Below are 22,243 nucleotides of genomic sequence, written 5' to 3'. Positions count from 1 at the left end.
TCTTCCGTAATCGCGTTCGCCATGACCGGCGCGCTGTGCGGTGCCGGAGTACAGGCCGCACAGGCGGCTCCGGCGCAGCCGGAAGTGCGCGCCGGGGCGGACGAGATCTGCGCGGTCCTGGGAATCGCCAGCGCCGAACTCCGGGTACCACAGGCCGGTCACCTCGGAGACGACGCCCGCGGCCCAGACCCAGGCGCGGACGGCCGTGTCGTCCTGGGGCTTGGTGTCCAGAACGCCGAGCCGGCCCAGCACCCCGTGCAGACCGTCGACGAGACGACGGGCGGCGTCCGTCTCGCGTTCGCCGAGCTGGCCGGTCTCCACGAGGATCGCCGGGACACCCTGGCGAGCGGCGGCGGCGTGACTGTTGCCGCCGTCGGCGTTCGATCCGAAGATGACGTCCTCGATGCCGAGGGCGCCGGCCAGGTCCGCGGTCTTCGCGTCCAGGTCGGGATCGCCGGTGAGGCGGTAGCCGACGAAGTTCTTCAGGACCTCGTCGATGCCACCCGAGTGCAGGTCGACATAGGCGTCGGCGCCGTCCACCAGCTGGGCGAACAGCCACGCCGCGAGACGCTCGGTGGGGCCGCCCTCCGGGTCGCCCGGGAAGACCCGGTTGATGTTCACGCCGTCGAGAGGGGAGACGCCGAGGCGTCCCTGGTAGACGGCCGGGGGGTTGGCGACGGGGCAGATGACGACCTGGCCGTGCACCTCGTCGGGCTCCAGCAGGGCGGCGAGCCGGGTGGCCGCGTCGATGCCGTAGAACTCGCCGCCGTGCACACCGGCCGTGATGAGGACGCGGGGACCGGGGTGGGTGCCGTTGACGAGGGTGAGCGGGATGTCGACGGTGAGCGTGCCGAGGTCGGCGGGCAGGGTGCCGCGGGTCTTGCTGCCGGGGCCGGCGCTGAGCGTGCCGATGGCGAGTGTCATGTGGTACCTCATTCAGGCCGCGGTGCGGCCGAGCGTGCTGTTGAAGTCGATCGGCTGGGCGGTGTGGCCCTCCGGAGCGAGGTCTGCGGCGCTGTCGTCCATGGCGGGCGAGGGTTTGCGGCCCTGGCCGTGCCCAGGTGGTTCTCCCTGGCGGACGGTGGTCGGGGCCGGTTCAGGCCGCGGTGCGGCCGACGGTCGTCACGAAGTCGATGGGCTGGGCGGACGTGCCGTCGAGCGCCAGGTCGGCCGCGATGTCGCCGAAGGCGGGCGAGAGCTTGAAGCCGTGACCGGAGAAACCGGCAAGAAGGACAATATGCTCATTCCCCTGTCCGCCGGGCAGCGGTCCAACCAGCGGACGGCTGCTCTCGGTGTAGCCCTCCATATAGACGGAGAGCCTGGTCGGGTCGGGGTTCAGATCCGGCATGTACCTGCCGATGAGGTCGGTGAAGATCTCCAGCTCCTCCGGCTGCACGGTCCGGTCCAGCCGGTTCGGGTCGCCGGCCGGGCGGTGCAGCGCGCGGGACAGGCCGAGCTTGACGGAGACACCGTCCGGGGAGGGCAGGCCGTAGCAGTGGGTGGGTGCCGTGCGGATGAACGCCGGGCGCTCCTGACCGAACCAGGCGTCCGTGACGGGCACGTACCAGGCACTGATCAGCCGGCGGATGTCCACTTCCCACGGCAGGTCCGGGAGCAGGTCGTTCACCCACGGGCCGGGGGTGACGACGGCCGTGTCGAAGTGCTCGGTGCCCGCGTCGGTGCGGATCTCCACACCGTTCGCGACGGGCACGATCTCGCGGACCGTGGTGTAGCGGTGGATGCGGGCGCCGAGTTGTTCGGCACGGCGGGCGGCGGCCTGGATCGTCAGCTCGGGCCGGATGAAGCCCGCGCGGCGGTCGAGTACGGCCGCGTCGCCGTCCTCGATCCGGAACTGAGGGAAGCGCTTGGCGAGCGCCTCGGCGTCGAGCACCTCGTGGTCCAGGCCGTGCTCGGCGATGGACTGCAGGACCGTGGCCATCTGCTGGTGCCCGGTCGGCCCCATCAGCAGGCATCCGGTCAGACGGCGCAGTTCGCGGCCGGTTTCCTCCTGGAGGGTGCCCCACAGGGCGTCGGCGTGCTGGAGCAGCGGCACGTACCGGGAGTCCTCGAAATGGGCGCTACGGAAGATCCGGGTCTCGCCGCCGGCCGCACTGCGGTCGTGACCCGGGGCGAAGCGGTCGTACCCGACGACCTCGGCACCGCGGGCGGCCAGTCGCCAGGCGGCTTGGCTGCCCATCGTTCCGACGCCTACGACGGCGACGCGCTTCTTGGCAGACACAAAGGGTTCCTTTCGTCTCCCGGGGCGTGGATGCTGAACGCCCGGTTGCGGACTCTCGGATTCCGGATGGACTGCGGCGTCGGGTCGATGACCACGTCTGCACTGTCCGGGGAAGGGGGCCTTGGATTGCCCTCTCGCTAGCCCGTGCCACATTATGGAACGTTGTGCTAGGATCTGGCATGAGAATGGCAGCCGCTCCTAAGGGAGTCAAGAGGGTGCCTGCGAGATATTTCGAGGATCAACAGGGGGAAACCGGATGGAAATGAAGAGCGTGATCAGGTCTCTGCGCGTCCTGGAGGCGGTCGCCCAGCACCAGCCCGTGACCGTCGGTGAACTGACCAAGATCTTCGGGCTGCCCAAGTCGACGGTGCAGCGCACCCTGGTCACCCTGGCCGAGGCAGGCTGGCTGCGCGCCAACCGCAAAGACACCACCCGCTGGGAGATCGGCGCCCGCGTCCTGGCCGTACGGCCCGCCGCCCTCCAGGGCTCCAGCCTCTACGCCGCCGCCCGCGAACCCATGGTCCACCTCCGGGACACACTGAACGAGACCATCCACCTCTCCGTACCGGACGCGTTGCAGTGCGTGGTGGTGGTCGACCGCGTGGACTGTGACCAGGCGGTACGGACGTTCATCAACATCGGCGACACCTCGCCGCTGCACGCCACCGCTACGGGGCGAGCGATCCTCGCGCACCTGCCGAGGGCAGACGTCGAGGAACTGGTCGCCCGTGGACTGGAGCGCTTCAACGACTCCACGCCGGCCGATGCCGCCGCACTGCTGGCGGAGCTGGACCGCGTGCGTGCGGACGGCTACGCGGTGAATCTCAACCAGTACCGGCCGGACGTGTGTGCCGTGGCCGCAGCCATCCTGGATTCGGACGGCACGCCGCTCGCGGCGGTGGCCGTTTCGATGCCGGCTTCCCGATACCAGCCTGACCGGCTGCCCAAGTGGGGCCGCCTCGTCGCCGACACGGCGACGGAGATCTCGGCACGCCGCCTGGGCGCCTGAGGCGAGAACGCGCTGCCTGGCCCGGACACGAGGCCAGGCAGCCGCGGCCGGGGTGCTGCCCATGAGGACACCTCCGAGTCTCCACCCTACCCCGCGTGCCGCTATGTGGCATGCTATGCTGAAATTCGGCACGCGCGGGGGGTGCCCGGGAGGGAGTGAAGAGGGTGTCGTCCAAGAGTTTCGAGGGCCAACGGGGGGAAGCCGGATGGAAATGAAGAGCGTGACCCGGTCCTTGCGCATGCTGGAGGCGGTCTCCCAGCACCAGCCGGTGACCGTGGGAGAACTGACCAAGCTCTTCGGGCTGCCCAAGTCGACGGTGCAGCGCACCCTGGTCACCCTGGCCGAGGCAGGCTGGCTGCGCGCCAACCGCAAGGACACCACCCGCTGGGAGATCGGCGCCCGCGTCCTGGCCGTACGGCCCGCCGCCCTCCAGGGCTCCAGCCTCTACGCCGCCGCCCGCGAACCCATGGTCCGCCTCCGCGACACGGTGAACGAGACCATCCACCTCTGCGTACCGGACGCGCCCCAGTGCATGGTCGTCGTCGACCGCGTCGACTGCGACCACGCCGTACGGACCCACCACGCCATCGGCGACACCTCTCCCCTGCACGCCACCGCCACCGGACACGCCGTCCTCGCGTATCTGCCGAAGGCCGACATCGACGAGCTCGTCACCCGCGGGCTGGAGAGCTACAGCGACTCCACTCCCACCGACCCCGCCGAACTGCGCACCGAACTGCAGCGCGTCCGCACCGACGGCTACGCCGTCAACCGCAACCAGTACCTGCCCGGCGTCTGCGCCATCGCCGCGCCCGTCCTGGACGGCGACGGCAGCCCGCTGGCCGCCGTGGCCGTCTCCCTGCCCGACTCCCGCTTCACTCAGGACCGGCTGCCCGAGCTGGGCCGTCTGGTCGCCGACACCGCGGCGGAGATCACCGCTCGCCGCCTGGGCTGACAGCGGCTTCCCCTGCGTCCCTCGTCAGCGGACATTTCCCCTGCGTCGAGCGCCTTGTGACAGGGCGTCGGACTCATTCAACAGGGAGAGCGTGAGGGAGAACTGGATACCGTGACGGTTGAGGTGGCACCATCAGGGTCTGCCGGACACCCGCAGGTCGGAGTCCCTGGCCTCGGGCCCGTCTTCCTGAGGCCGGCTGAGGCCGATGTACGGGCCACGGGAGGGACGAGGCGGCGTCGACGGTCCCACAGCAGCAACTCCCCGAAGGATGTGTCCATGCGGCTGCCCCTGAAGACGTCGGCCCCTGTGCGAACCGGGTCCCGGCGCAGGGTCCTCCTCACACTTCTGGTCGCCGTTGTCGCCACCGCCCTGGCGACCGGCGGCATTGCGGTCGTCAACGCGGTGAATCAGCCGGAGCTCCGGGTACGCGGCATCCCCGGCAGCGGCGTGCTGAACACCGCCGCGCTCCCCGAGGCCAGGCTCACGGTGGACGTGGTCGACCGCGAGGACGACCAGGAGCTGGCCAATGACGCACTGCGCAATGTCGAGGTCAGGCTGAACGGCGAGATCGTCCCCACCCTGTGGGTCGGCAGCCACCGGGTGCTCGACGTGGGGGCGTTGCGGGCCGGGGAGTACGAGCTGACGGTGACCGCCGACCCGGGCCTGCTCTCGAGCGAGATCAGCCTCAGTCGCCGCTTCATCGTGGACAGCACCCAGCGAGAGTGAAACAGCTCTCCGGCTTCCCGAGTGCCGTTCCCGCGCCGGCCAGCAGCGGTACGGGTCAAGCCCAGGCAGTCACCGGCACGAACGAACTGTCCTGCCGGAACAGGTCCGTTCCGTCGGAGCGCTCCACGCGGAGCTGGTAGGCGTAGTGGCGCAGGTAGCGACCCGGGTAGTTGTACGACTCGAAGCGGACGGAACCCGATGCCGTGCCGGCCCGGAGGATGAACGTGGCGTCCTTGGCGAAGGTGCTCGTGCCGTCGTTCGGGGCGAAGCGGGCGCGGAAGTCCCAGTGGCGCAGGTAGTTGCCGGCCGCGTCGCGGAAGGAGCAGCCGCTGCCGTCGGCGAGGCCGGCGACGACCGTGAAGGTGGCGGCCCGCTTCTCCGCGGTGGTGCTGGAGGCGCTGACCACGGGCAGGTTGAGCAGTGCGGACTGCTGCTGCCAGTAGCGGGTGGAGTAGTTGGCCGAGCGGAAGGAGCGCGTGACGTTCCGGGCCAGGGCCGGGCCGCCCGTGACCGTCTCCTTGACGACCGTGAAGTGCCGTGCCGTGCCGGAGATCGCGGGCAGTGCGGCCGGGGCCGACCAGGTGGCGAAGGTGTCGTAGCTGTCGCTGTAGTAGTAGGTGCCGTCGCCGTAGCCGTCGAAGAAGATGCGCCAGCCACCGTTGTCCAGCGGGACCAGTGCGGGTCCTTCGCGGTAGCTGCCCCAGCCCGCCCAGTCGCCGGTCCGGCGGATCGTGTACGGGCCGGTGAGGTTCGAGGCGGTGGCGTACTCGATGTACTTCGTCGTCTCGTTCTTCGGGAAGGCGTGGTACGTCGAGCCGGTCTTCACGATGAACGTGTCGATGTGGTTGGCGCCGATACCGGCGAGGGCGACCGGTGAACTCCACGCCGTGAGGGCCGAGTTCGTGGCCCGCAGCAGATACGGCGTGAAGATCCACTCGTCGTTCGTGGTGGAGCAGGACACGATGACGCTCACGCTGCCGTCACTGTCGACGAACCACTCGGGCGCCCAGGCGCGGGAGAGGCCCGCGACCGGGACGGTGTAGTCGTACAGGAACGTCCAGTTGACGCGGTCGGAGCTGCGGGCGAAGCCGATGGTCGTGCTGGGGTCCTGCCAGGTGTGGGTGGTGTAGGTGACGTAGTAGAAGCCGTCGGTGTGCCGGATGACGCTGGCGTCGCGGATCCGGTTCGCGGGCGGGGTGTACGCGGAGGAGCGCAGCAGCCGGAAGTCGGTGGCGTCGTCCGACTGGTAGACGTTGACCGTGCCGTCGGTGCTGTTGAGGAACGGCAGGATGGTGTAGCGGGTGGCCGAGCCGTTCGGCGGTGCGGCGGCCAGGGCGGTGCCGAGCAGTCCGGGCGTCTCGCCGAGCAGGACCGCCGAGGCGGGCAGGGCGGCCAGAGCGCGCAGCAGCATACGGCGGGACGGGGCGGTGGGGTGTGAGGTCACGGACGGCTCTCCCTGGGACACCTGGATTCGATATATCGAACAGAGTTCGGCACATCGATCGGAAGTAGGGGCTCAGAACGTAAGGGCGACGGGAAGGGACGTCAATGGTTTGAACAGGGGCCGATGTGCCAAGTGAGGAGGGTGTGGCCGGTGGGTGAACGTGTCCACTCCCGTCGTCGGCATTCCGCCACCGGCCACCGGACGTTACCGTTCGGTAGACAGCCGATTCCGGAGGTGTCCGTATGGTGCTCGACCGTTCCGAAGGCCTGGCGGAGACCGCCCGTGCGCTGGCCGCGGGGGAGGTGACGTCGCGGGCGCTGGTCGAGCGGACGCTGGCGCGGATCGAGGCGTCCCAGGGCAGTCTCAACGCCTTCCGGATCGTCCGGGCCGAGGCCGCGCTCGCGGAGGCCGACGCCGCGGACCGGAAGCTGACGTCCCCGGGCGCGCGCAGGCCGCTGCTCGGCGTCCCCGTCGCCGTGAAGGACGACATGGACGTGGCCGGTGAGCCGACCGCGTTCGGCTGCTGCGGACAGTTCCCGCCGGTCGCCGAGGACGGCGAGGCGGTGCGGCGGCTGCGCGAGGCCGGTGCCGTGATCATCGGCAAGACCAACACCTGCGAGTTCGGGCAGTGGCCCTTCACCGAGGGGCCGGCCTTCGGCGCCACCCGTAACCCGTGGAGCACCGAGCACACGCCCGGCGGCTCCTCGGGCGGCTCGGCCGCCGCGGTCGCCGCCGGTCTGGTACCCGCGGCGCTGGGCTCGGACGGTGCCGGATCGGTTCGGATCCCGGCCGCGTGGACGCACCTCGTCGGGATCAAGCCGCAGCGCGGCCGGGTCTCGACCTGGCCCCGAGGGGAGTCCTTCCAGGGCATCACCGTCAACGGCACCCTGGCCCGTACGGTCGCCGACGCGGCCCTGCTGCTGGACGCGGCGAGCGGCAACCACCCGCAGGACCCGCACCGGCCCCCGGCCCTCGACGTGTCCCGGGCCGTCGGCCGTGACCCCGGGCGGCTGCGCATCGCGCTCTCCCTCAAACCGCCCTTCACGGCGGTGCCCGCCCGGCTCCTGCCCGAGGTGCGCACGCGGGTGGTCGAACTGGCCGAGCGGCTCACCGCGCTGGGGCACTTCGTCGAGGAGGCGGATCCGCCGTACGGACAGATCGGGCTGGCCTTCGTGCCGCGCGCCACGGCCGGGATCGCCGAGCGGGTGGGCGAGGCGCCCTTCCCGGCGCTGCTGGACCGGCGCACCCTGGACGCGGCCCGCCTCGGCCGGCTGCTCGGCGGTGCCCCGCTGCGGGCGGCCCGGCGTGCGGAGAGCGCGCTGCACCGGCGTATCGGCGGGTTCTTCACGTCCTACGACGTCGTGCTCGCGCCGACGACCGCCGCTCCCCCGCCCCGGATCGGCGCCCTGCTCGAACTCAGCGGGTTCGCCACGGACCGGGCGATGATCGCCGCCTGCCCCTACGCCTGGCCGTGGAACGTGCTGGGCTGGCCCGGGGTCAACGTGCCCGCCGGGTTCACGCCGGACGGGCTGCCGGTCGGCGCGCAGTTGCTGGGCCCGGCGAACAGCGAGCCCCTGCTCGTGCAGGTGGCCGCCCAACTGGAGGCGGAGCTGCGCTGGTCCGAGCAGTGGCCGGCGCCGCCGGTCACGGCACGTTCCGCCGCCGCCTGAGCGATCGTGCGCTGTCCTCCTCACGCCCGTGCGCAGTCCTCGGGAACGGCGCGCCCGGGGGTGCGGCGAGGCAGCAGGCGCACCTTCCTCGGCAGGAGCCGCCACGGGGTGGCGGTGCGGGGAGAGCGAAGGGGGCCGATCGGCCAGGTGCTGACTGAGGCTGTCTTGTGGCGAGCTGCGTCAACCGGCCGTACACGCCCGCCCCTTGGCGGGAGTGGTGTGGCTCGCGTCTGCCGCGGATGGACTGCGGGCGGAAGCCCCCCGGGACGAAGTGCGACCCGGGCGGCGTGCTCGCGGGGTCGGGTTCTAAGGTGCCCCCGTGAGCACGTTTGCCGACGAGAACGTCCCCGGCCGTCAAGGCCCCGCCGCCACCGTCCAGGCCGACCCGCGCGAGGTGGGCCGGGTCCGCACGGAGTACTCCCCCGCCCACGACGGCGACCCGGACCCCGGGGAGATCGTCTGGACGTGGGTGCCCTACGAGGAGAACGACGGGCGCGGCAAGGACCGTCCGGTGCTGGTGGTCGCCCGCGAGGCCGGCGGCACCTTCCTCGCCGTCCAGCTGTCCAGCAAGCGGCACGACGGCGACCGCGAGTGGGTGCCGATCGGCGGCGGGCCGTGGGACCGGACGGGCCGGGACTCGTGGGTCGACGTCGACCGGGTGCTTCGCCTGCACGAGGACGGCATGCGCCGGGAGGCCTGCGCCCTCGACCGCATGCGGTTCAACCTGGTCAGACGCCGCCTGCAGGAGCGCTACGGCTGGAGCTGAACGTCTCCTCGAAGGCGCCGAGCACCGCACGGTCCCGCGTCCGGTCCAGAATCCCGAACACCACGTGCTCGAACGCCCCGGCGAACCGGCCGCCCGGCCCCAGCAGGGCTCGGAAGGCCTCCGCCACCTGCGCGGGGTCGTTGCGGAAGACGCCGCAGCCCCAGGCGCCGAGCACGAGCCGGCGGTAGCCGTGGGCGGCGGCAGTCTCCAGGACGCGCTCGGCCCGGACCGCGAGGGCCCGCGGCAGCTCGGGGGCCCGTTCGGGCACCGTGCGCAGCACCACGCCCGCGTTGGGCGCGGGCGAGGTCAGGAAGCCGGCGGTGTAGGGCTCGGCCAGCAGGGCGCCCCGGTCGTCACGGAAGACGGGCACGGCCGGTGAGTGGATGACACGGTCCGTGTAGAACGGGTCGCGGTGGGCCCGGTGGTGGTCGTAGAAGGCGCGGGCCTCCAGGAGGCAGGTGTACAGCGCGGAGGCTCGGCACAGGGCCTCTTCCTGGGCCTGGGCGCCGTTCAGATAGCCGCCGCCGGGATTCCTGGCCGAGGCGAAGTTCAGCACGGCCACCTGCCCGCCGAGCCCGCGGGCCGCCGCCAGACTGCTCTCGTCCGTGACTTCGATCAGCGTCTCCCGCGTCCCGGTCACCCGATCGGCGGGCACCGGCACCGGATCCGGCCCGTACAGGCGCGTGCCCTCGCGCGCCGCACGCAGCTCCGCCGCGATCGACACCTCGCGTCCGTCCGGCGCGCGGTAGTACCCGGCCGCGACGATCTGCTCGGTCTGCTGGGCGATACCCCGCAGGCGCGCGCTCACGGCGCCACCCCCGTATGCGCCGTGACCGCGTGCCACGCGGCCCTTCTTGTCGTGCTCACGCAGGCATCGTGAATGATGCCGGCTCTTCTGGGCAACAGAGTTTTGGCCGTCGGGAAACGCCCGGGAAAGTCCTTGGAAACACGGGGCCGGCCCGTATGACCGCCCGGGAACGCCCCGGTTCGCCCCCTTGTGCCGAGCGACATGAGCGTCTTGGGTGGGACGAGTGATCCCGGCCCGGGCCGCCGAAGAGCCCGGACCGGTGGCATGGTGGAATCTCAGGAGGATCCCGACATGTCCGATTCGATACGTGGCTGTACCCGGCCACGCACGTCCATGTCAGAAGCCGAGGTCGAGGCTCTGGTCCGCGGCATCTGCTTCAAGACCGGCCCTCCACGCCGCCTCGGTGTCGAGGTGGAATGGCTCGTCCACGAGTTGCGCGCACCGCAGCTCCCCGTCACACCCGAACGACTCGACGCGGCCTACGCCGCACTGCGTACCGTGCCCCTGAGGTCGGCGCTCACCGTGGAACCCGGCGGCCAGCTGGAGCTGAGCTCGCCCCCCGCCGCCTCGCTGACGGAAGTCATCGGTACCGTCTCCGCCGACCTCGACGCCGTCCGCGCGGTTCTGCGTGACGACGGTCTCGCCCTCGTCGGCCTCGGCCACGATCCCTGGCACGAACCCCGCCGGTTCCTGCGCGACCCGCGTTACGACGCCATGGAGGCGTGCCTGGACCGCACGGGCCCCGCCGGCCGCTCCATGATGTGCGCCTCCGCCTCCGTGCAGGTGTGCCTGGACGCCGGTCACGAGGAGCCCGGGCCGCTCGGCCTGGTGCGGCGCTGGTGGCTGGCCCACCATCTGGGCGCGGTCCTGGTGGCCGCGTTCGCCAACTCGCCGCTCGCCGGGCACCGTCCGACCGGCTGGCTGTCCACCCGGCAGCTGATATGGACCCGGATCGGCGCCGGACGGGCGGGCGGACCGCGGCTGGACACCGACCCGCGCGGCGCCTGGGCCCGGCACGTGCTGGACTCCCCCGTGATGTGCGTACGGCGGGACGGCGGGCCCTGGGACGTCCCCGAGGGGCTCACCTTCCGGGACTGGATCCGCACGGGCGCTCCCCGGCCGCCCACCCGGGAGGATCTCGACTACCACGTCACGACGCTGTTCCCGCCGGTCAGGCCGCGCGGCCACCTCGAACTGCGCATGATCGACGCGCAGCCCGGGGACGACGGCTGGATCGTGCCGCTCGCCGTGACGGCGGCGCTGTTCGACGACCCGGAGGCCACCGAGACCGCCTACCGGGCCGTGAAACCGCTGGTCGAACGGACGCTCGGGCTGCCCGCGCCGCACAACCCGCTGTGGCTCGACGCGGCCCGCGGCGGACTGGCCGACGCGGAACTGCGCGAGGTGGCCGTCACGTGCTTCACGACCGCGCTGGAGGCGCTGCCCCGGCTCGGCGCCGCCCCCGAGGTCGTCGAGGCCGTCACGGCCCATCTGGACCGCTATGTCGTCCTGGGCCGCTGCCCCGCCGACGACCTGCTCGACCGACAGCGCGGCACGGACGGTCGCGCCCAGGGGAAGGACTTCCGCTCATGACCGACACCGATCCCGCTGTCGACGCCGGGACCGTCGACCTCGAGACCGTGGACCCCGAGGTGCTCCGTGAGCGGGCGGTCGCCTCACTCGTCGCCGCCCGCGACCGCACCACGCTGCTGACGAGCTGCGTGGAGGATCCCGACCTCACGGCACAGCACTCGCCGCTGATGTCGCCGCTGGTGTGGGACCTCGCGCACATCGGCAACCAGGAGGAGCAGTGGCTGCTGCGGGCCGTCGCCGGGCACGAGGCGATACGTCCCGAGATAGACGGCCTCTACGACGCCTTCGAGCACCCGCGCGCCGAGCGGCCGAAGCTGCCCCTGCTGTCGCCGGCCGAAGCCAGGACGTACGCGGCCGATGTACGCGGCCGGGCCCTGGACGTGCTGGAGCGGGCCGCGTTCCACGGGACGCGGCTGACGGCGGCCGGGTTCGCCTTCGGGATGATCGCGCAGCACGAACAGCAGCACGACGAGACCATGCTGATCACCCATCAGCTGCGCACGGGGCCGCAGGCCCTGACCGCCCCGGACCCGGAGCCGGTGCCGCTGTTCACCGGCCCGGCCGAAGTCCTGGTCCCCGGCGGGCCGTTCACCATGGGCACCTCCGGTGAGCCGTGGGCGCTGGACAACGAACGCCCCGCGCACCGGCGGGAGGTGGCGCCCTTCCACATCGACACCACCCCGGTGACGAACGGCGCCTACCGGGCGTTCATCGAGGACGGCGGCTACGACGACCCGCGCTGGTGGGCGCCCGAGGGCTGGGCACACATCCGCAGGCACGGCATCGACGCCCCGCTGTTCTGGCGGCGCGAGGGCAAGCAGTTCCTCAGGCGCCGGTTCGGCGTCACCGAGGCCGTCCCGCCGGACGAGCCGGTGCTGCACGTGTGCTGGTACGAGGCCGACGCCTACGCCCGCTGGGCGGGACGCCGGCTGCCCACGGAGGCCGAGTGGGAGAAGGCGGCCCGGCACGACCCGGCCGCCGACCGCTCGATGCGCTACCCGTGGGGCGACGCCGACCCGGGACCCGAGCACGCCAACCTCGGCCAGCGGCACCTGCGTCCGGCCCCTGCCGGCAGCTATCCGGCCGGCGAGTCGCCGCTCGGCGTACGGCAGTTGATCGGCGACGTGTGGGAGTGGACGGCGAGCGACTTCCTGCCGTACCCGGGGTTCAGGGCGTTCCCGTACAAGGAGTACTCGGAGGTTTTCTTCGGGTCCGACCACAAGGTGCTGCGCGGCGGTTCGTTCGCGGTGGACGCGGTGGCCTGCCGGGGCACCTTCCGCAACTGGGACTACCCGATCCGGCGGCAGATCTTCGCCGGCTTCCGCACGGCCCGTTCGGAGGCCGTCTGATGTGCCGGCATGTGGCGTACGTGGGGCCCGTGGAATCGCTGGGCCGGCTCCTCGTGGAGCCCCCGCACGGGCTGTACCGACAGTCGTGGGCGCCCCGGCGCCAGAAGTACGGGACGGTCAACGCCGACGGTTTCGGGGTCGGCTGGTACGCGCAGGGCGATCCGGTGCCGGCCCGCTACCGCCGGGCCGGGCCCATCTGGGCGGACCTGTCGTTCGCCGACTTCGCCCGGGTCGTACGGTCCACCGCGCTGCTCGCCGCGGTGCGGGACGCGACCCTGTCGGGCGCCGACGCGGAGGCCGCCGCGGCCCCGTTCGCGGCGGGGACCTGGCTGTTCAGCCACAACGGGGCGGTCAGGGGCTGGCCCGGCTCGCTCGCCACGGTGTCCCGGACGCTGCCGCACGAGGACCTGCTGTCCCTGGAGGCCCGCAACGACTCGGCGCTCGTCTGGGCGCTGGTACTGGCGCGGCTGCGCAGCAACGAGGAGGGCCAGGCGCTGGCCGACACGGTGCTGGAGGTCGCCGCGGCGGCCCCCGGCTCCCGGCTCAACCTCCTCCTCACCAACGGCGACACCATCACGGCGACCGCCTGGGGCGACACCCTCTGGTACCTCACCCGGCCCGGCGGCGGCACCGTCGTGGCCTCCGAGCCCTACGACGACTCTCCGCACTGGCAGGAGGTCCCCGACCGCACCCTGCTCGCGGCGAGCCGCACCGACGTGCTGCTCACGCCGCTGAAGGAGCCGGCCGACGACTCCGTGCCCTCCCCATCGCCGAAGGAGCCCCGTACGTGAGCCCGTTCCACGTCACCCGCACCCTGCCCGAGGACGCCACGGGCGCCGCGCTGCGCGCCGATGTCCACCGTGGTCTGACCGGCCGCCCCAAGACCCTGCCGCCGAAGTGGTTCTACGACGCGCACGGCAGCGACCTGTTCGAGAAGATCACGGAACTGCCGGAGTACTACCCGACGCGCGCGGAGCGGGAGATCCTCCTCGCGCGCGCCGGCGACATCGCCGCGGCGACCGGGGCGCGCACTCTGGTCGAGCTCGGCTCCGGCTCCTCGGAGAAGACCCGCCACCTGATCGACGCGCTCACGGATCTGCACACCTACGTCCCGGTCGACGTCAGCGAGAGTGCCCTCAGCCAGGCCGGTCAGGCGCTCGCAGCCGAGCGGCCCGGGCTGGACGTGCACGCGCTGATCGCCGACTTCACCGCGGAACTGACCCTGCCGGACACGCCGGGGCCCCGGCTGGTGGCGTTCCTCGGCGGCACGATCGGCAACCTGCTGCCCGCCGAACGCGCCGCGTTCCTGGCGTCCGTGCGGGCCCTGCTCGCCCCGGGCGACGCCCTGCTGCTGGGGACGGACCTGGTCAAGGACGAGGAGGTGCTGGTCAGGGCGTACGACGACGGGGCCGGGGTGACGGCCGCGTTCAACAAGAACGTCCTGACCGTGATCAACCGCGAGCTGGGCGCCGACTTCGACCCCGCCACGTTCGACCATGTGGCGCTGTGGGACCCCGGGCACGAATGGATCGAGATGCGGCTGCGCTCCCGTACGGCGCAGACGGTGAAGGTGCCGGCGCTCGATCTCGCCGTCGACTTCGCGGCGGGTGAGGAGATGCGGACCGAGGTGTCGGCGAAGTTCCGGCAGGAGGGCGTGCGCGCCGAACTGTCCACGGCGGGGCTGGACCTGGCCCACTGGTGGACGGACGGTGCGGACCGGTTCGCGCTGTCCCTGAGCGTGGCGCGCTGACACCGCCGAGTGGCAAGCGGCGGCGACGGCGGGAGACGACGTCTCGCGCTTCGCCGCCGCTTGGGGCACGGTGGAATGACGCGTGACCCCTGTCACGGGACGTCGTGGGAAGAGGAGCAGCGGTATGTCGAACCACACCTACCGGGTCACGGAGATCGTCGGCACCTCACCGGACGGCGTCGACCAGGCCATCCGCAACGGCATCGACCGGGCCTCGCAGACACTGCGCAACCTGGACTGGTTCGAGGTGACGCAGGTGCGCGGCCAGCTGGAGGACGGGCAGATCGCGCACTGGCAGGTGGGCCTGAAGGTGGGCTTCCGCCTCGACGAGTCGGAGTAGTGCTCAGGTCCGCCCTTCGCGCTCCTGCGCCGCCTTCATCTCGGCGGACCGGGTCACCCAGTCGGCCCGTACGACCGTGAATCCCGCGCGCCGGGCGTCCGCGCAGACCAGTTCGTCGTCGTCCACGAGGACGCGGATCTCCCGGGTGCGGGCGAGCCGCCGCAGGATCTCCAGCTTGGTGAACCGGGCGGGCCGGCGATCGGCGTCGCGCCGCATGTGCACGCGCCCTTCGGGCAGGCCCTGGGCGGCGAGCCAGTCCAGCGTGTCGCGCCGGCAGCGCTCGGGCCGCCCGGTGAGGTAGACGATCTCGCAGTCCCGCGCGCTCTCCCGGAGCAGGGCGATGCCCTCCGGGACCGGCGGGTCCTGGGGCGCGGCCGAGAAAAACCCGCCCCAGTCCTTCGGCCTGCGCTCCAGGAACTTCTGCCGGTGCGTGGTGTCGGCGAGCGTGTTGTCCAGGTCGAACACGGCCAGCGGGGCCTTGGTGCGGTCGTCACTCACGCCGCCCAGCGTAAGGCGTCCCTGCACCCTGCGCATATGAGACAGCCCGTGTGAACAAGCCATGTAGACGGGTCGATTCATCCTCACAGTTGATGGCTCAAGGACAGCACTGACATACTCCGCTCTCAGCCTCGCCACCACCCGCGGCCGGGGCTGGTCGGGGATCTCCACACAGAACCCCGAGGCCGTCCGCGTGAATCCGAGCAGTGGGTTTTCCGGATTCACGAAACCCCCACAGAGCCCGCACCCCCACCGCGCGTCCGGCATCCCTTCCCCCTGCTCGGAAACCGGACGCGTCCACTGACCCGACGGGGTCGAGTGCGGGGCACGATGCAGCGAAGAAGGTGCGCCTGTGCCCGAATATTCACCGCGGCGGGATGACACTCCCACATTCCCGCTTCCGCACATCGAACATACTGCGCCGCCTCGTATATCCGACCATCCCGAATTCCACTCCCTGCGTCGCGCGCAGCGCCGGTTCGGCATCCGAGCGACGGTCCTGTCCGTCGGTGGATTCCTGCTGTACGTGCTGCTGTCGAGCTTTGTGCCGTCGGTGATGAACCAGCCGCTGTTCGGCCGCCTCACGGTCGGACTCACCCTCGGGCTGGGGCAGTTCGTCATCATGGGCGTGACCGCGTGGTGTCATGTCCGGCACATGCGCACCCGGGTCGATCCGCTCGCCCGCGGCCTGAGGTCCCGGCTGCACGAGACGGAGAGCCGCCGCGCCCGTACGGCGGCGTCCGCGCAGGGTGCCGGGCAGCCGCTCCCGCACGGAACGAGGGGGTTCCGCACGTGGTGACCGCCGCCGCCATCGACGACAGCAGCCTTCAGCTGACGTTCGTCCTGTTCCTGACCGTGGTCGTGATCACCCTGTTCACGGCGCTGCTGACAGCTCCTCAGCGCGACGAGATCAGCGAGTTCTACCTCGGCAACCGCGCCATGTCGCCGCTGCGCAACGGCCTCGCCATGTGCGGTGACTACTTGTCCGCCGCCACCCTGCTGGGCAGCACCGGGCTGGTCGCCCTGACCGGATACGACGGGCTGATGTACCTCGGCGGCACCACGGTCGCCTGGATGATGGTGCTGCTGCTGATCGCCGAACCCCTGCACCGCACGGGCAAGTTCACGCTCGGCGACACGGTGGCGCTGCGCCTGCCGCGGCAGCAGCGGCCGGTGCGGGTCGCGCTGGCGGTCTGCATCCTGGCCATCGCCACCCTCTACCTGGTGGCCCAACTCGTCGGCAGCGTGGCCCTGCTGACCCAGTTCACGGGCGTGCCGAGCGGCACCACCCGCACCCTGTGCGTGGTCGTGATCGGCGTCTTCGTGATCCTGTACGCCTCCCTCGGCGGCATGCCCGGCGCGACGGTCATCCAGATCATCAAGGCCGTGATGCTGGTGGTGGGTGTGCTGTTCACCGCGGGCTGGGTGCTGCACCACTTCGACTGGAACCCCAACGCGCTGCTGGAGAGGGCGTCCGAACGCAGCGGTTCGGGCCTGAGTTTCCTCGAACCGGGGCTGCGCTACGGCGGCACCGTCAGCAACAAGCTGGACTTCCTCAGCCTCGAACTGGCCATCGTGCTCGGCCTCGCCGCCCTGCCGCACGTGCTGATGCGGCTGCTCACCCCGCGCAACAGCGGCGTGCTGCGCTCCTCCGTACTGTGGGCCGTCGGCCTGGTCAGCGCCGTCTGCTTCGGGGCCGGCATCATGGGACTCGGCGCCACCGCGCTGCTCGGCCGGGACACCATCGAGAGCACGGACCGCACCGGCAACGCCTCCGTGCTGCTGCTCGCCCACGAGCTGGGCGGCAGTGTCCTCACCGCGCTGCTGACCTGCCTCGCGTATCTGACGCTGCTCGCCGTGGCGGTCGGTCTCACCCTGGCCGCGGCGTCCTCCCTGGCGCACGACCTCTACAGCGAGGTGATCCGCAAGGGCCGGGCCAGCGAGACGGAGGAGCTGACCGTCGCCCGGCTGTCCGGCGCGGTCATCGGGGTGCTCGGCATCCTGCTGGCCCTCGTCGCCTGGGGGGCCAACACCGCGACGCTCGCCTTCCTGGCCTTCGCCATCGCGGCGTCCGCGATCCTCCCGACGATCATCTACACCCTGTTCTGGCGTCGCTTCAGCGCGAAGGGCGCCCTGCTCAGCCTCTACGGCGGCCTGCTCTGCTCCGTCCTGCTGGCCACCTTCTCCCCGGTCGTCTCCTCGACCCCGGGGTCGTTCTACCCTGAGGCCGACTTCGCCTGGTTCCCGCTCCAGAACCCCGGCATCGTCTCCATCCCGGCGGGCTTCCTCCTGGGCTGGCTCGGCACGGTGCTGGACAAGGGGCCGGCCGAGGATGCCTCCGCGCACGAGGAGTTCGAGGTACGGATGCTCGTGGGCGCGGACGACTGACTCCCGTCCCGGGACAGCGGCGGCCGGGCGCCGGGGACGCACATTGTTAATGGGATCCATTTTCATGTAGCGTCCTCGGTGCCCGCCCCCATCGAGGAGGAGTCCCATGGCTGTCCCGAAGCGGAAGATGTCCCGCAGCAACACCCGTCACCGCCGCGCCCAGTGGAAGGCGGCCACGCCGGCCCTGGTCCCCGTCACCGTCGACGGCGTGCGTCACCTCGTCCCGCAGAACCTGGTCAGGGCCTACGAGCGCGGCCTGCTACGCCCCGACGGCTGAATTCGCGCCCGCCTGCCAGAGTTGCGCCCGGACCCGGCGCAGCCAGGCCTCGACCGGCGCCTCGTCGGGCTCGTCCGGCAGCGCCGTGGGCCCTGCGTCGAAGGCGGCCTCGTAGTGCCGGAGCAGGGGCAGGGCCGCCGAAGGGTCGGCGGCGACGCGCTCGCCGAAGGCGTGGTACTCGTCCGGGTTCTCCAAGCGGATCGTCAACCGCCCGGTGGTGTACAGCTCCAGGCCCTGCCCGCACAGCCGTTTCAGATGCCGGGCGTGCTTCGCGGTGCGCCTGCGGGTGTCGGCGGAGAACGAACCGTCGCCGCGCGTCTCCAGCCGCCGGAACTGCTGCGTGGCGTAGCCGAGGTAGGCGTCCCGGACGCGCTGGGCGCTCAGGAACGCCGTACGGATGCCGATGAGCTCGTCGCCGAGCGGGGTGCGCACCTCGTACAGGTCGTCGGGGAGCCACACCAGCTCCATCGCGGTCGGGTTGCCGCCGAGGGCCAGCCGGCACCACTTGGCGGCCTCGTGCAGGGTGCGGTCCGGCGCGGTGCTGACGTGGGATTCCTTCGGCCGGCGCAGACCGTGCAGTTCCTCGGTCGGCGCGGCGAACAGGCCGAGGCGGTCGATGTCCGAGCCGGGGCGGGCGAGACCGTAGGCGGTCGATCCGACGATGCCGGAGAGCAGGATCTTGGGGACGGTCACGGTCGGCCGCCTTTCGCTTCTGGATACCGGAGCATTGTCCTGACGTGCCGGGACGCGGTCACCCGGTTTTTCCGGCGGCGTTCCCCGCCGCGGCGGCGGAATACCGGCGGCCCCGTCCGGCGTAGAACCCGGTATGGATCCCGTGCGCCTGTCCGTCCTCGACCGCTCCCGCACCCGCGAGGGGCACACCCATCCCGAGGCGCTGCGCGACACCGTGCGGCTGGCGCGGGAGCTGGAGCGGCTCGGCTACCACCGGGTCTGGGTCTCCGAGCACCACGGCGTGCCCGGGGTCGCCGGTTCGGCGCCGACCGTGCTGGCCGCCGCCGTCGCGAGCGCCACCCGGACGATCCGGGTCGGTACCGGCGGGGTGATGCTGCCCAACCACCGGCCGCTGGTCGTGGCGGAGCAGTTCGGGGTGCTGGAGTCGCTCTTCCCCGGGCGGATCGACATGGGCCTCGGACGCTCCGTCGGCTTCACGGACGGGGTGCGCCGGGCCCTGGGCCGCGACAAGGGCGACGCCGACGACTTCGAGGCCCAGCTCGCGGAGCTGCTCGGCTGGTTCCGGGGCACCTCCCCCACCGGGGTGCACGCGCGCCCCGCCGAGGGCCTGACCGTGCCGCCGTTCGTGCTGGCCATGGGCGAGGGCGCCGGCATCGCCGCCCGCGCGGGCCTGCCCATGGTGATCGGCGACCTGAGGAACCGGGACAAGATGCGGCGCGGTATCGACCACTACCGCGACCGTTTCCGCCCCTCCCCCTGGGCCGCGGAACCCTACGTCGTCATCTCGGGCACGATCGCCGTGGCCGACACCCCCGACGCGGCGAGGCGGCTGCTGATCCCCGAGGCCTGGTCGATGGCGCACTCCCGCACCCACGGCATGTTCCCGCCGCTGCCGCCCGCCGAGCGCGTGGCGGCCCTCACGATGACCGGCAAGGAGCGCGGCTTCTACGAATCCGGCCTGACCGGCCACATCGCCGGCACCGAGGAGCAGGTCGCGCACGAGCTGGAGACGCTGCTGAAGGAGACCGGCGCCCAGGAGCTCCTCGTCACGACCAGCACCTACGACCGCGAGGCCCTGCTGGACTCCTACCGGCGGCTGGCCTCGATCACCTCCGGCTAGAGGGCCTGTCGTTTCGATCACGCCGCAGACTCGGGGTCTGGCACGCACACTGCCGCGTTGTCGTCGGTTGCCGACTCCCCCACGCTCGGTTGCGCTCGCGCGGGAGGGACCCCCATCGCGTCGACGCCCTCCTCCGCCTTGCAGCTGCACGCACCAGACCCCGCTCACCGGCGCTGAACAGCACCCTCTATTTCCCGCGGCCCGACCTGAAGGACAGGCCCTGGATGCGGTTAGAGTCGTCTCCCATGCACGACCGCGACCCCCATGACCCGTTCGTCCGTGTCCGCGGAGCCCGCGAGCACAACCTCCGGGGCTTCGACGTCGACATCCCCCGGGACGTGCTGGCCGTGTTCACCGGCGTGTCCGGCTCGGGGAAATCGTCGCTGGCGTTCGGCACGATCTACGCGGAGGCGCAGCGGCGCTACTTCGAGTCGGTCGCGCCGTACGCGCGCCGGCTGATCCACCAGGTCGGCGCGCCGAAGGTCGGGGAGATCACCGGACTGCCGCCGGCCGTGTCGCTCCAGCAGCGCCGCGCCGCCCCCACCTCGCGCTCCTCCGTCGGAACGGTCACCAACCTCTCCAACTCCCTGCGGATGCTGTTCTCCCGGGCCGGGACCTACCCGCCCGGTGCCGAGCGGCTCGACTCCGACGCCTTCTCCCCCAACACGGCGGTGGGTGCCTGCCCGGAGTGCCACGGGCTCGGGCAAATGCACCGGACGAGCGAGGATCTGCTGGTCCCCGACCCCTCGCTGTCGGTCCGCGACGGGGCGATCGCCGCGTGGCCGGGCGCCTGGCAGGGCAAGAACCTGCGGGACATCCTCGACGCGCTCGGCCACGACGTGGACCGGCCGTGGCGGGAACTGCCCGCCGGCGAGCGGAAGTGGATCCTGTTCACGGACGAGCAGCCGGTGGTCACGGTGCATCCGGTGCGGGACGCCGACCGGATCCAACGGCCGTACCAGGGCACCTACATGAGCGCCCACCGGTACGTGATGAAGACGTTCTCGGACTCCAGGAGCCCGGCCCTGCGGGCGAAGGCCGAGCGGTTCCTCACCAGTGCGCCCTGCCAGGCGTGCCGCGGCAGCAGGCTGCGCCCCGAGGCCCTCGCGGTGACGTTCGGCGGCCGGACCATCGCCGAGCTGGCGGCACTGCCGCTGGTGGAGCTGGCGGGGCTCGACGCGACGTCGGAGGCCGCCCGGGTCCTCACCGACGACCTGCGGTCCCGGATCGCGCCGGTCGTCGAGTTGGGCCTCGGCTACCTCAGCCTCGACCGGCCCGCTCCCACGCTCTCCCCGGGCGAGCTGCAGCGCCTGCGCCTCGCCACCCAGCTGCGCTCCGGGCTGTTCGGGGTCGTCTACGTCCTCGACGAGCCGTCGGCCGGACTGCATCCGGCGGACACCGAGGCGCTGCTCACGGTGCTGGAGCGGCTGAAGACGTCCGGGAACTCGGTGTTCGTGGTGGAGCACCACCTCGACGTCATGCGCGGGGCCGACTGGCTGGTCGACGTGGGTCCGGCAGCGGGTGAGCACGGCGGACGCGTGCTGCACAGCGGCCCCGTGGCCGAGCTGGCGGACGTCGAGGAGTCGGCGACGGCCCGCTACCTGTTCGGCGGCTCCCCCGCCCCGGCCCGGGACGTGCGTGAGGCGACCGGGTGGCTGAAGACCGGCCCGGTCACCCGGCACAACCTGCGCGGCGTGACAGCGGAGTTCCCGCTCGGCGTGTTCACCGCGGTGACCGGGGTGTCCGGCTCCGGCAAGTCCACGCTCGTCGGCGAGATCACACAGGACTCGGCCGGTGTGGGCCGGCTGGTCTCGGTCGACCAGAAGCCGATCGGCCGCACACCGCGCTCGAACCTCGCCACGTACACGGGCCTCTTCGACGTCGTACGCAAGGTGTTCGCGGCCACCGACGGGGCCCGCGAACGCGGCTTCGGCGTCGGGCGGTTCTCCTTCAACGTGGCGGGCGGGCGCTGCGAGACCTGCCAGGGCGAGGGGTTCGTCAGCGTGGAGCTGCTGTTCCTGCCCAGCACGTACGCGCCCTGCCCGGACTGCGGCGGAGCCCGCTACAACCCTGGGACGCTGGAAGTGACGTACCAAGGGCGGAACATCGCGCAGGTACTGGATCTGACGGTGGAGAGCGCGGCCGAGTTCTTCGCGGACACCCCGGCCGTGGCGCGCAGTCTCGCCTCCCTGCTCGACGTCGGCCTGGGCTACCTCCGCCTCGGCCAGCCCGCGACCGAGCTCTCCGGCGGCGAGGCCCAGCGCATCAAGCTGGCGAGCGAACTGCAGCGCGGCCGACGCGGCCATACGCTCTACCTCCTCGACGAACCCACGACGGGCCTCCACCCGGCGGATGTGGACGTCCTGATGCGCCAGTTGCACGGCCTCGTCGACGCCGGGCACACCGTGATCGTCGTGGAGCACGACATGTCCGTCGTCGCGCGCGCGGACTGGGTGATCGACCTCGGCCCCGGCGGTGGTGACGCGGGCGGCCGCATCGTGGCGGCGGGCCCGCCACGGGACGTCGCCCGGTCGCAGGAGAGCCGGACGGCCCCCTACCTGGCGCGCACGCTGCCCGGGAGCCGCTGAGGCCCGTCCGCGGTGCGGGCGGGCGGGCGC

Annotated in this window: 21 protein-coding genes; 15 read left to right on the top strand and 6 right to left on the bottom strand. The window is 72.0% G+C overall.

Features of this window, described 5'->3' with window-relative positions; genetic code table 11:
- The coding region (locus C1J00_RS15980; protein ID WP_102909745.1) for a M14 family metallopeptidase at nt 1–924 on the bottom strand (924 nt) is incomplete at its 3' end.
- A 172-nt stretch (nt 925–1,096) separates the two neighbouring features.
- Complete coding sequence (gene solA / locus C1J00_RS15970) at nt 1,097–2,239, bottom strand: N-methyl-L-tryptophan oxidase (RefSeq protein ID WP_245936363.1); 1,143 nt, start codon at nt 2,237–2,239, stop codon at nt 1,097–1,099.
- Between the two features lie 262 nt (nt 2,240–2,501).
- Here solA and C1J00_RS15965 point away from each other — a divergent pair, with 262 nt between their 5' ends.
- The 3 genes from C1J00_RS15965 (at nt 2,502) to C1J00_RS15955 (ending at nt 4,929) form a co-directional block, all read left to right on the top strand.
- Nucleotides 2,502–3,248: an IclR family transcriptional regulator gene (locus tag C1J00_RS15965; RefSeq protein ID WP_102909743.1), complete on the top strand. Its 747-nt coding sequence runs from the start codon at nt 2,502–2,504 to the stop codon at nt 3,246–3,248.
- A 211-nt stretch (nt 3,249–3,459) separates the two neighbouring features.
- Nucleotides 3,460–4,203 carry an IclR family transcriptional regulator gene (locus C1J00_RS15960; RefSeq protein ID WP_102909742.1) on the top strand — a complete coding sequence of 248 codons (744 nt, stop codon included), beginning with the start codon at nt 3,460–3,462 and terminating at the stop codon, nt 4,201–4,203.
- Between the two features lie 276 nt (nt 4,204–4,479).
- Nucleotides 4,480–4,929: a hypothetical protein gene (locus C1J00_RS15955; protein WP_102909741.1), complete on the top strand. Its 450-nt coding sequence runs from the start codon at nt 4,480–4,482 to the stop codon at nt 4,927–4,929.
- A 55-nt stretch (nt 4,930–4,984) separates the two neighbouring features.
- Here the strand turns inward: C1J00_RS15955 and C1J00_RS15950 are convergent, their stop codons facing one another.
- Nucleotides 4,985–6,340, bottom strand: coding sequence for a glycoside hydrolase family 43 protein (locus C1J00_RS15950; protein WP_439333404.1), 1,356 nt, complete (start codon nt 6,338–6,340; stop codon nt 4,985–4,987).
- A 275-nt stretch (nt 6,341–6,615) separates the two neighbouring features.
- Between C1J00_RS15950 and C1J00_RS15945 the strand changes: the two genes are divergently transcribed.
- Both C1J00_RS15945 and C1J00_RS15940 read left to right on the top strand, forming a co-directional pair.
- On the top strand, nt 6,616–8,043 hold the full coding sequence (locus C1J00_RS15945) for an amidase (protein ID WP_102909739.1): 1,428 nt from the start codon (nt 6,616–6,618) through the stop codon (nt 8,041–8,043).
- 319 nt (nt 8,044–8,362) lie between these two features.
- Complete coding sequence (locus C1J00_RS15940) at nt 8,363–8,809, top strand: type II toxin-antitoxin system PemK/MazF family toxin (RefSeq protein WP_102909738.1); 447 nt, start codon at nt 8,363–8,365, stop codon at nt 8,807–8,809.
- Here C1J00_RS15940 and C1J00_RS15935 read toward each other — a convergent pair.
- On the bottom strand, nt 8,772–9,617 hold the full coding sequence (locus C1J00_RS15935) for a TIGR02452 family protein (protein WP_102909737.1): 846 nt from the start codon (nt 9,615–9,617) through the stop codon (nt 8,772–8,774). The two genes, C1J00_RS15940 and C1J00_RS15935, sit on opposite strands and share 38 nt — an antisense overlap.
- Before the next feature lie 291 nt (nt 9,618–9,908).
- Between C1J00_RS15935 and egtA the strand changes: the two genes are divergently transcribed.
- The 5 genes from egtA (at nt 9,909) to C1J00_RS15910 (ending at nt 14,649) form a co-directional block, all read left to right on the top strand.
- On the top strand, nt 9,909–11,210 hold the full coding sequence (gene egtA, locus C1J00_RS15930) for an ergothioneine biosynthesis glutamate--cysteine ligase EgtA (protein ID WP_102909736.1): 1,302 nt from the start codon (nt 9,909–9,911) through the stop codon (nt 11,208–11,210).
- A complete protein-coding gene (gene egtB / locus C1J00_RS15925; protein WP_102909735.1) occupies nt 11,207–12,559 on the top strand; it encodes an ergothioneine biosynthesis protein EgtB in 1,353 nt (450 codons plus the stop codon). The genes egtA and egtB overlap by 4 nt, the downstream gene beginning before the upstream one ends.
- Complete coding sequence (gene egtC / locus C1J00_RS15920; protein ID WP_102909734.1) at nt 12,559–13,350, top strand: ergothioneine biosynthesis protein EgtC; 792 nt, start codon at nt 12,559–12,561, stop codon at nt 13,348–13,350. The genes egtB and egtC overlap by 1 nt, the downstream gene beginning before the upstream one ends.
- Nucleotides 13,347–14,309 carry an L-histidine N(alpha)-methyltransferase gene (gene egtD / locus C1J00_RS15915; protein WP_102909733.1) on the top strand — a complete coding sequence of 321 codons (963 nt, stop codon included), beginning with the start codon at nt 13,347–13,349 and terminating at the stop codon, nt 14,307–14,309. The genes egtC and egtD overlap by 4 nt, the downstream gene beginning before the upstream one ends.
- A 124-nt stretch (nt 14,310–14,433) precedes the next feature.
- Nucleotides 14,434–14,649 (top strand): dodecin, encoded by a 216-nt coding sequence (locus C1J00_RS15910; RefSeq protein WP_033307910.1) that lies wholly within the window; start codon nt 14,434–14,436, stop codon nt 14,647–14,649.
- A gap of 3 nt (nt 14,650–14,652) precedes the next feature.
- Here the strand turns inward: C1J00_RS15910 and C1J00_RS15905 are convergent, their stop codons facing one another.
- Nucleotides 14,653–15,183, bottom strand: coding sequence for a phosphatase domain-containing protein (locus tag C1J00_RS15905; RefSeq protein WP_102909732.1), 531 nt, complete (start codon nt 15,181–15,183; stop codon nt 14,653–14,655).
- Nucleotides 15,184–15,499: 316 nt separating this feature from the next.
- Here C1J00_RS15905 and C1J00_RS15900 point away from each other — a divergent pair, with 316 nt between their 5' ends.
- From C1J00_RS15900 to rpmF, 3 genes are all read left to right on the top strand, one after another.
- Nucleotides 15,500–15,946, top strand: a complete 447-nt coding sequence (locus C1J00_RS15900) for a DUF485 domain-containing protein (RefSeq protein WP_102909731.1) — start codon at nt 15,500–15,502, stop codon at nt 15,944–15,946.
- Complete coding sequence (locus tag C1J00_RS15895) at nt 15,940–17,535, top strand: sodium/solute symporter (protein WP_102909730.1); 1,596 nt, start codon at nt 15,940–15,942, stop codon at nt 17,533–17,535. The genes C1J00_RS15900 and C1J00_RS15895 overlap by 7 nt, the downstream gene beginning before the upstream one ends.
- A 106-nt stretch (nt 17,536–17,641) precedes the next feature.
- On the top strand, nt 17,642–17,812 hold the full coding sequence (gene rpmF / locus C1J00_RS15890; protein ID WP_102909729.1) for a 50S ribosomal protein L32: 171 nt from the start codon (nt 17,642–17,644) through the stop codon (nt 17,810–17,812).
- Here the strand turns inward: rpmF and C1J00_RS15885 are convergent.
- On the bottom strand, nt 17,795–18,679 hold the full coding sequence (locus C1J00_RS15885; RefSeq protein ID WP_281262760.1) for a nucleotidyltransferase domain-containing protein: 885 nt from the start codon (nt 18,677–18,679) through the stop codon (nt 17,795–17,797). The two genes, rpmF and C1J00_RS15885, sit on opposite strands and share 18 nt — an antisense overlap.
- On the opposite strand from C1J00_RS15885, the gene C1J00_RS15880 reads away from it, so the two are divergent.
- A complete protein-coding gene (locus C1J00_RS15880; protein ID WP_102909727.1) occupies nt 18,639–19,625 on the top strand; it encodes an LLM class flavin-dependent oxidoreductase in 987 nt (328 codons plus the stop codon). The genes C1J00_RS15885 and C1J00_RS15880 overlap by 41 nt on opposite strands.
- A gap of 245 nt (nt 19,626–19,870) precedes the next feature.
- Nucleotides 19,871–22,213: an ATP-binding cassette domain-containing protein gene (locus C1J00_RS15875; protein ID WP_102909726.1), complete on the top strand. Its 2,343-nt coding sequence runs from the start codon at nt 19,871–19,873 to the stop codon at nt 22,211–22,213.
- The last annotated feature ends 30 nt before the right edge of the window (nt 22,214–22,243 follow it).

This window comes from Streptomyces cahuitamycinicus (assembly GCF_002891435.1).
GTDB classification, from domain to species: Bacteria; Actinomycetota; Actinomycetes; order Streptomycetales; family Streptomycetaceae; genus Streptomyces; species Streptomyces cahuitamycinicus.
Note: the sequence above shows the minus strand (reverse complement) of the source record. Positions and strands in the feature narration are given on the sequence as shown.

Bases quoted from the DNA above. Each gene is read 5' to 3' on its own strand.
- C1J00_RS15965 (WP_102909743.1), top strand. From the start codon at position 2,502: ATGAAGAGCGTGATCAGGTCTCTGCGCGTCCTGGAGGCGGTCGCCCAG.
- C1J00_RS15960 (WP_102909742.1), top strand. From the start codon at position 3,460: ATGAAGAGCGTGACCCGGTCCTTGCGCATGCTGGAGGCGGTCTCCCAG.
- C1J00_RS15955 (WP_102909741.1), top strand. From the start codon at position 4,480: ATGCGGCTGCCCCTGAAGACGTCGGCCCCTGTGCGAACCGGGTCCCGG.
- C1J00_RS15950 (WP_439333404.1), bottom strand. From the start codon at position 6,340: ATGCTGCTGCGCGCTCTGGCCGCCCTGCCCGCCTCGGCGGTCCTGCTC.
- C1J00_RS15945 (WP_102909739.1), top strand. From the start codon at position 6,616: ATGGTGCTCGACCGTTCCGAAGGCCTGGCGGAGACCGCCCGTGCGCTG.
- egtA (WP_102909736.1), top strand. From the start codon at position 9,909: ATGTCCGATTCGATACGTGGCTGTACCCGGCCACGCACGTCCATGTCA.
- egtB (WP_102909735.1), top strand. From the start codon at position 11,207: ATGACCGACACCGATCCCGCTGTCGACGCCGGGACCGTCGACCTCGAG.
- egtC (WP_102909734.1), top strand. From the start codon at position 12,559: ATGTGCCGGCATGTGGCGTACGTGGGGCCCGTGGAATCGCTGGGCCGG.
- C1J00_RS15910 (WP_033307910.1), top strand. From the start codon at position 14,434: ATGTCGAACCACACCTACCGGGTCACGGAGATCGTCGGCACCTCACCG.
- C1J00_RS15905 (WP_102909732.1), bottom strand. From the start codon at position 15,183: ATGCGCAGGGTGCAGGGACGCCTTACGCTGGGCGGCGTGAGTGACGAC.
- rpmF (WP_102909729.1), top strand. From the start codon at position 17,642: ATGGCTGTCCCGAAGCGGAAGATGTCCCGCAGCAACACCCGTCACCGC.
- C1J00_RS15880 (WP_102909727.1), top strand. From the start codon at position 18,639: ATGGATCCCGTGCGCCTGTCCGTCCTCGACCGCTCCCGCACCCGCGAG.
- C1J00_RS15875 (WP_102909726.1), top strand. From the start codon at position 19,871: ATGCACGACCGCGACCCCCATGACCCGTTCGTCCGTGTCCGCGGAGCC.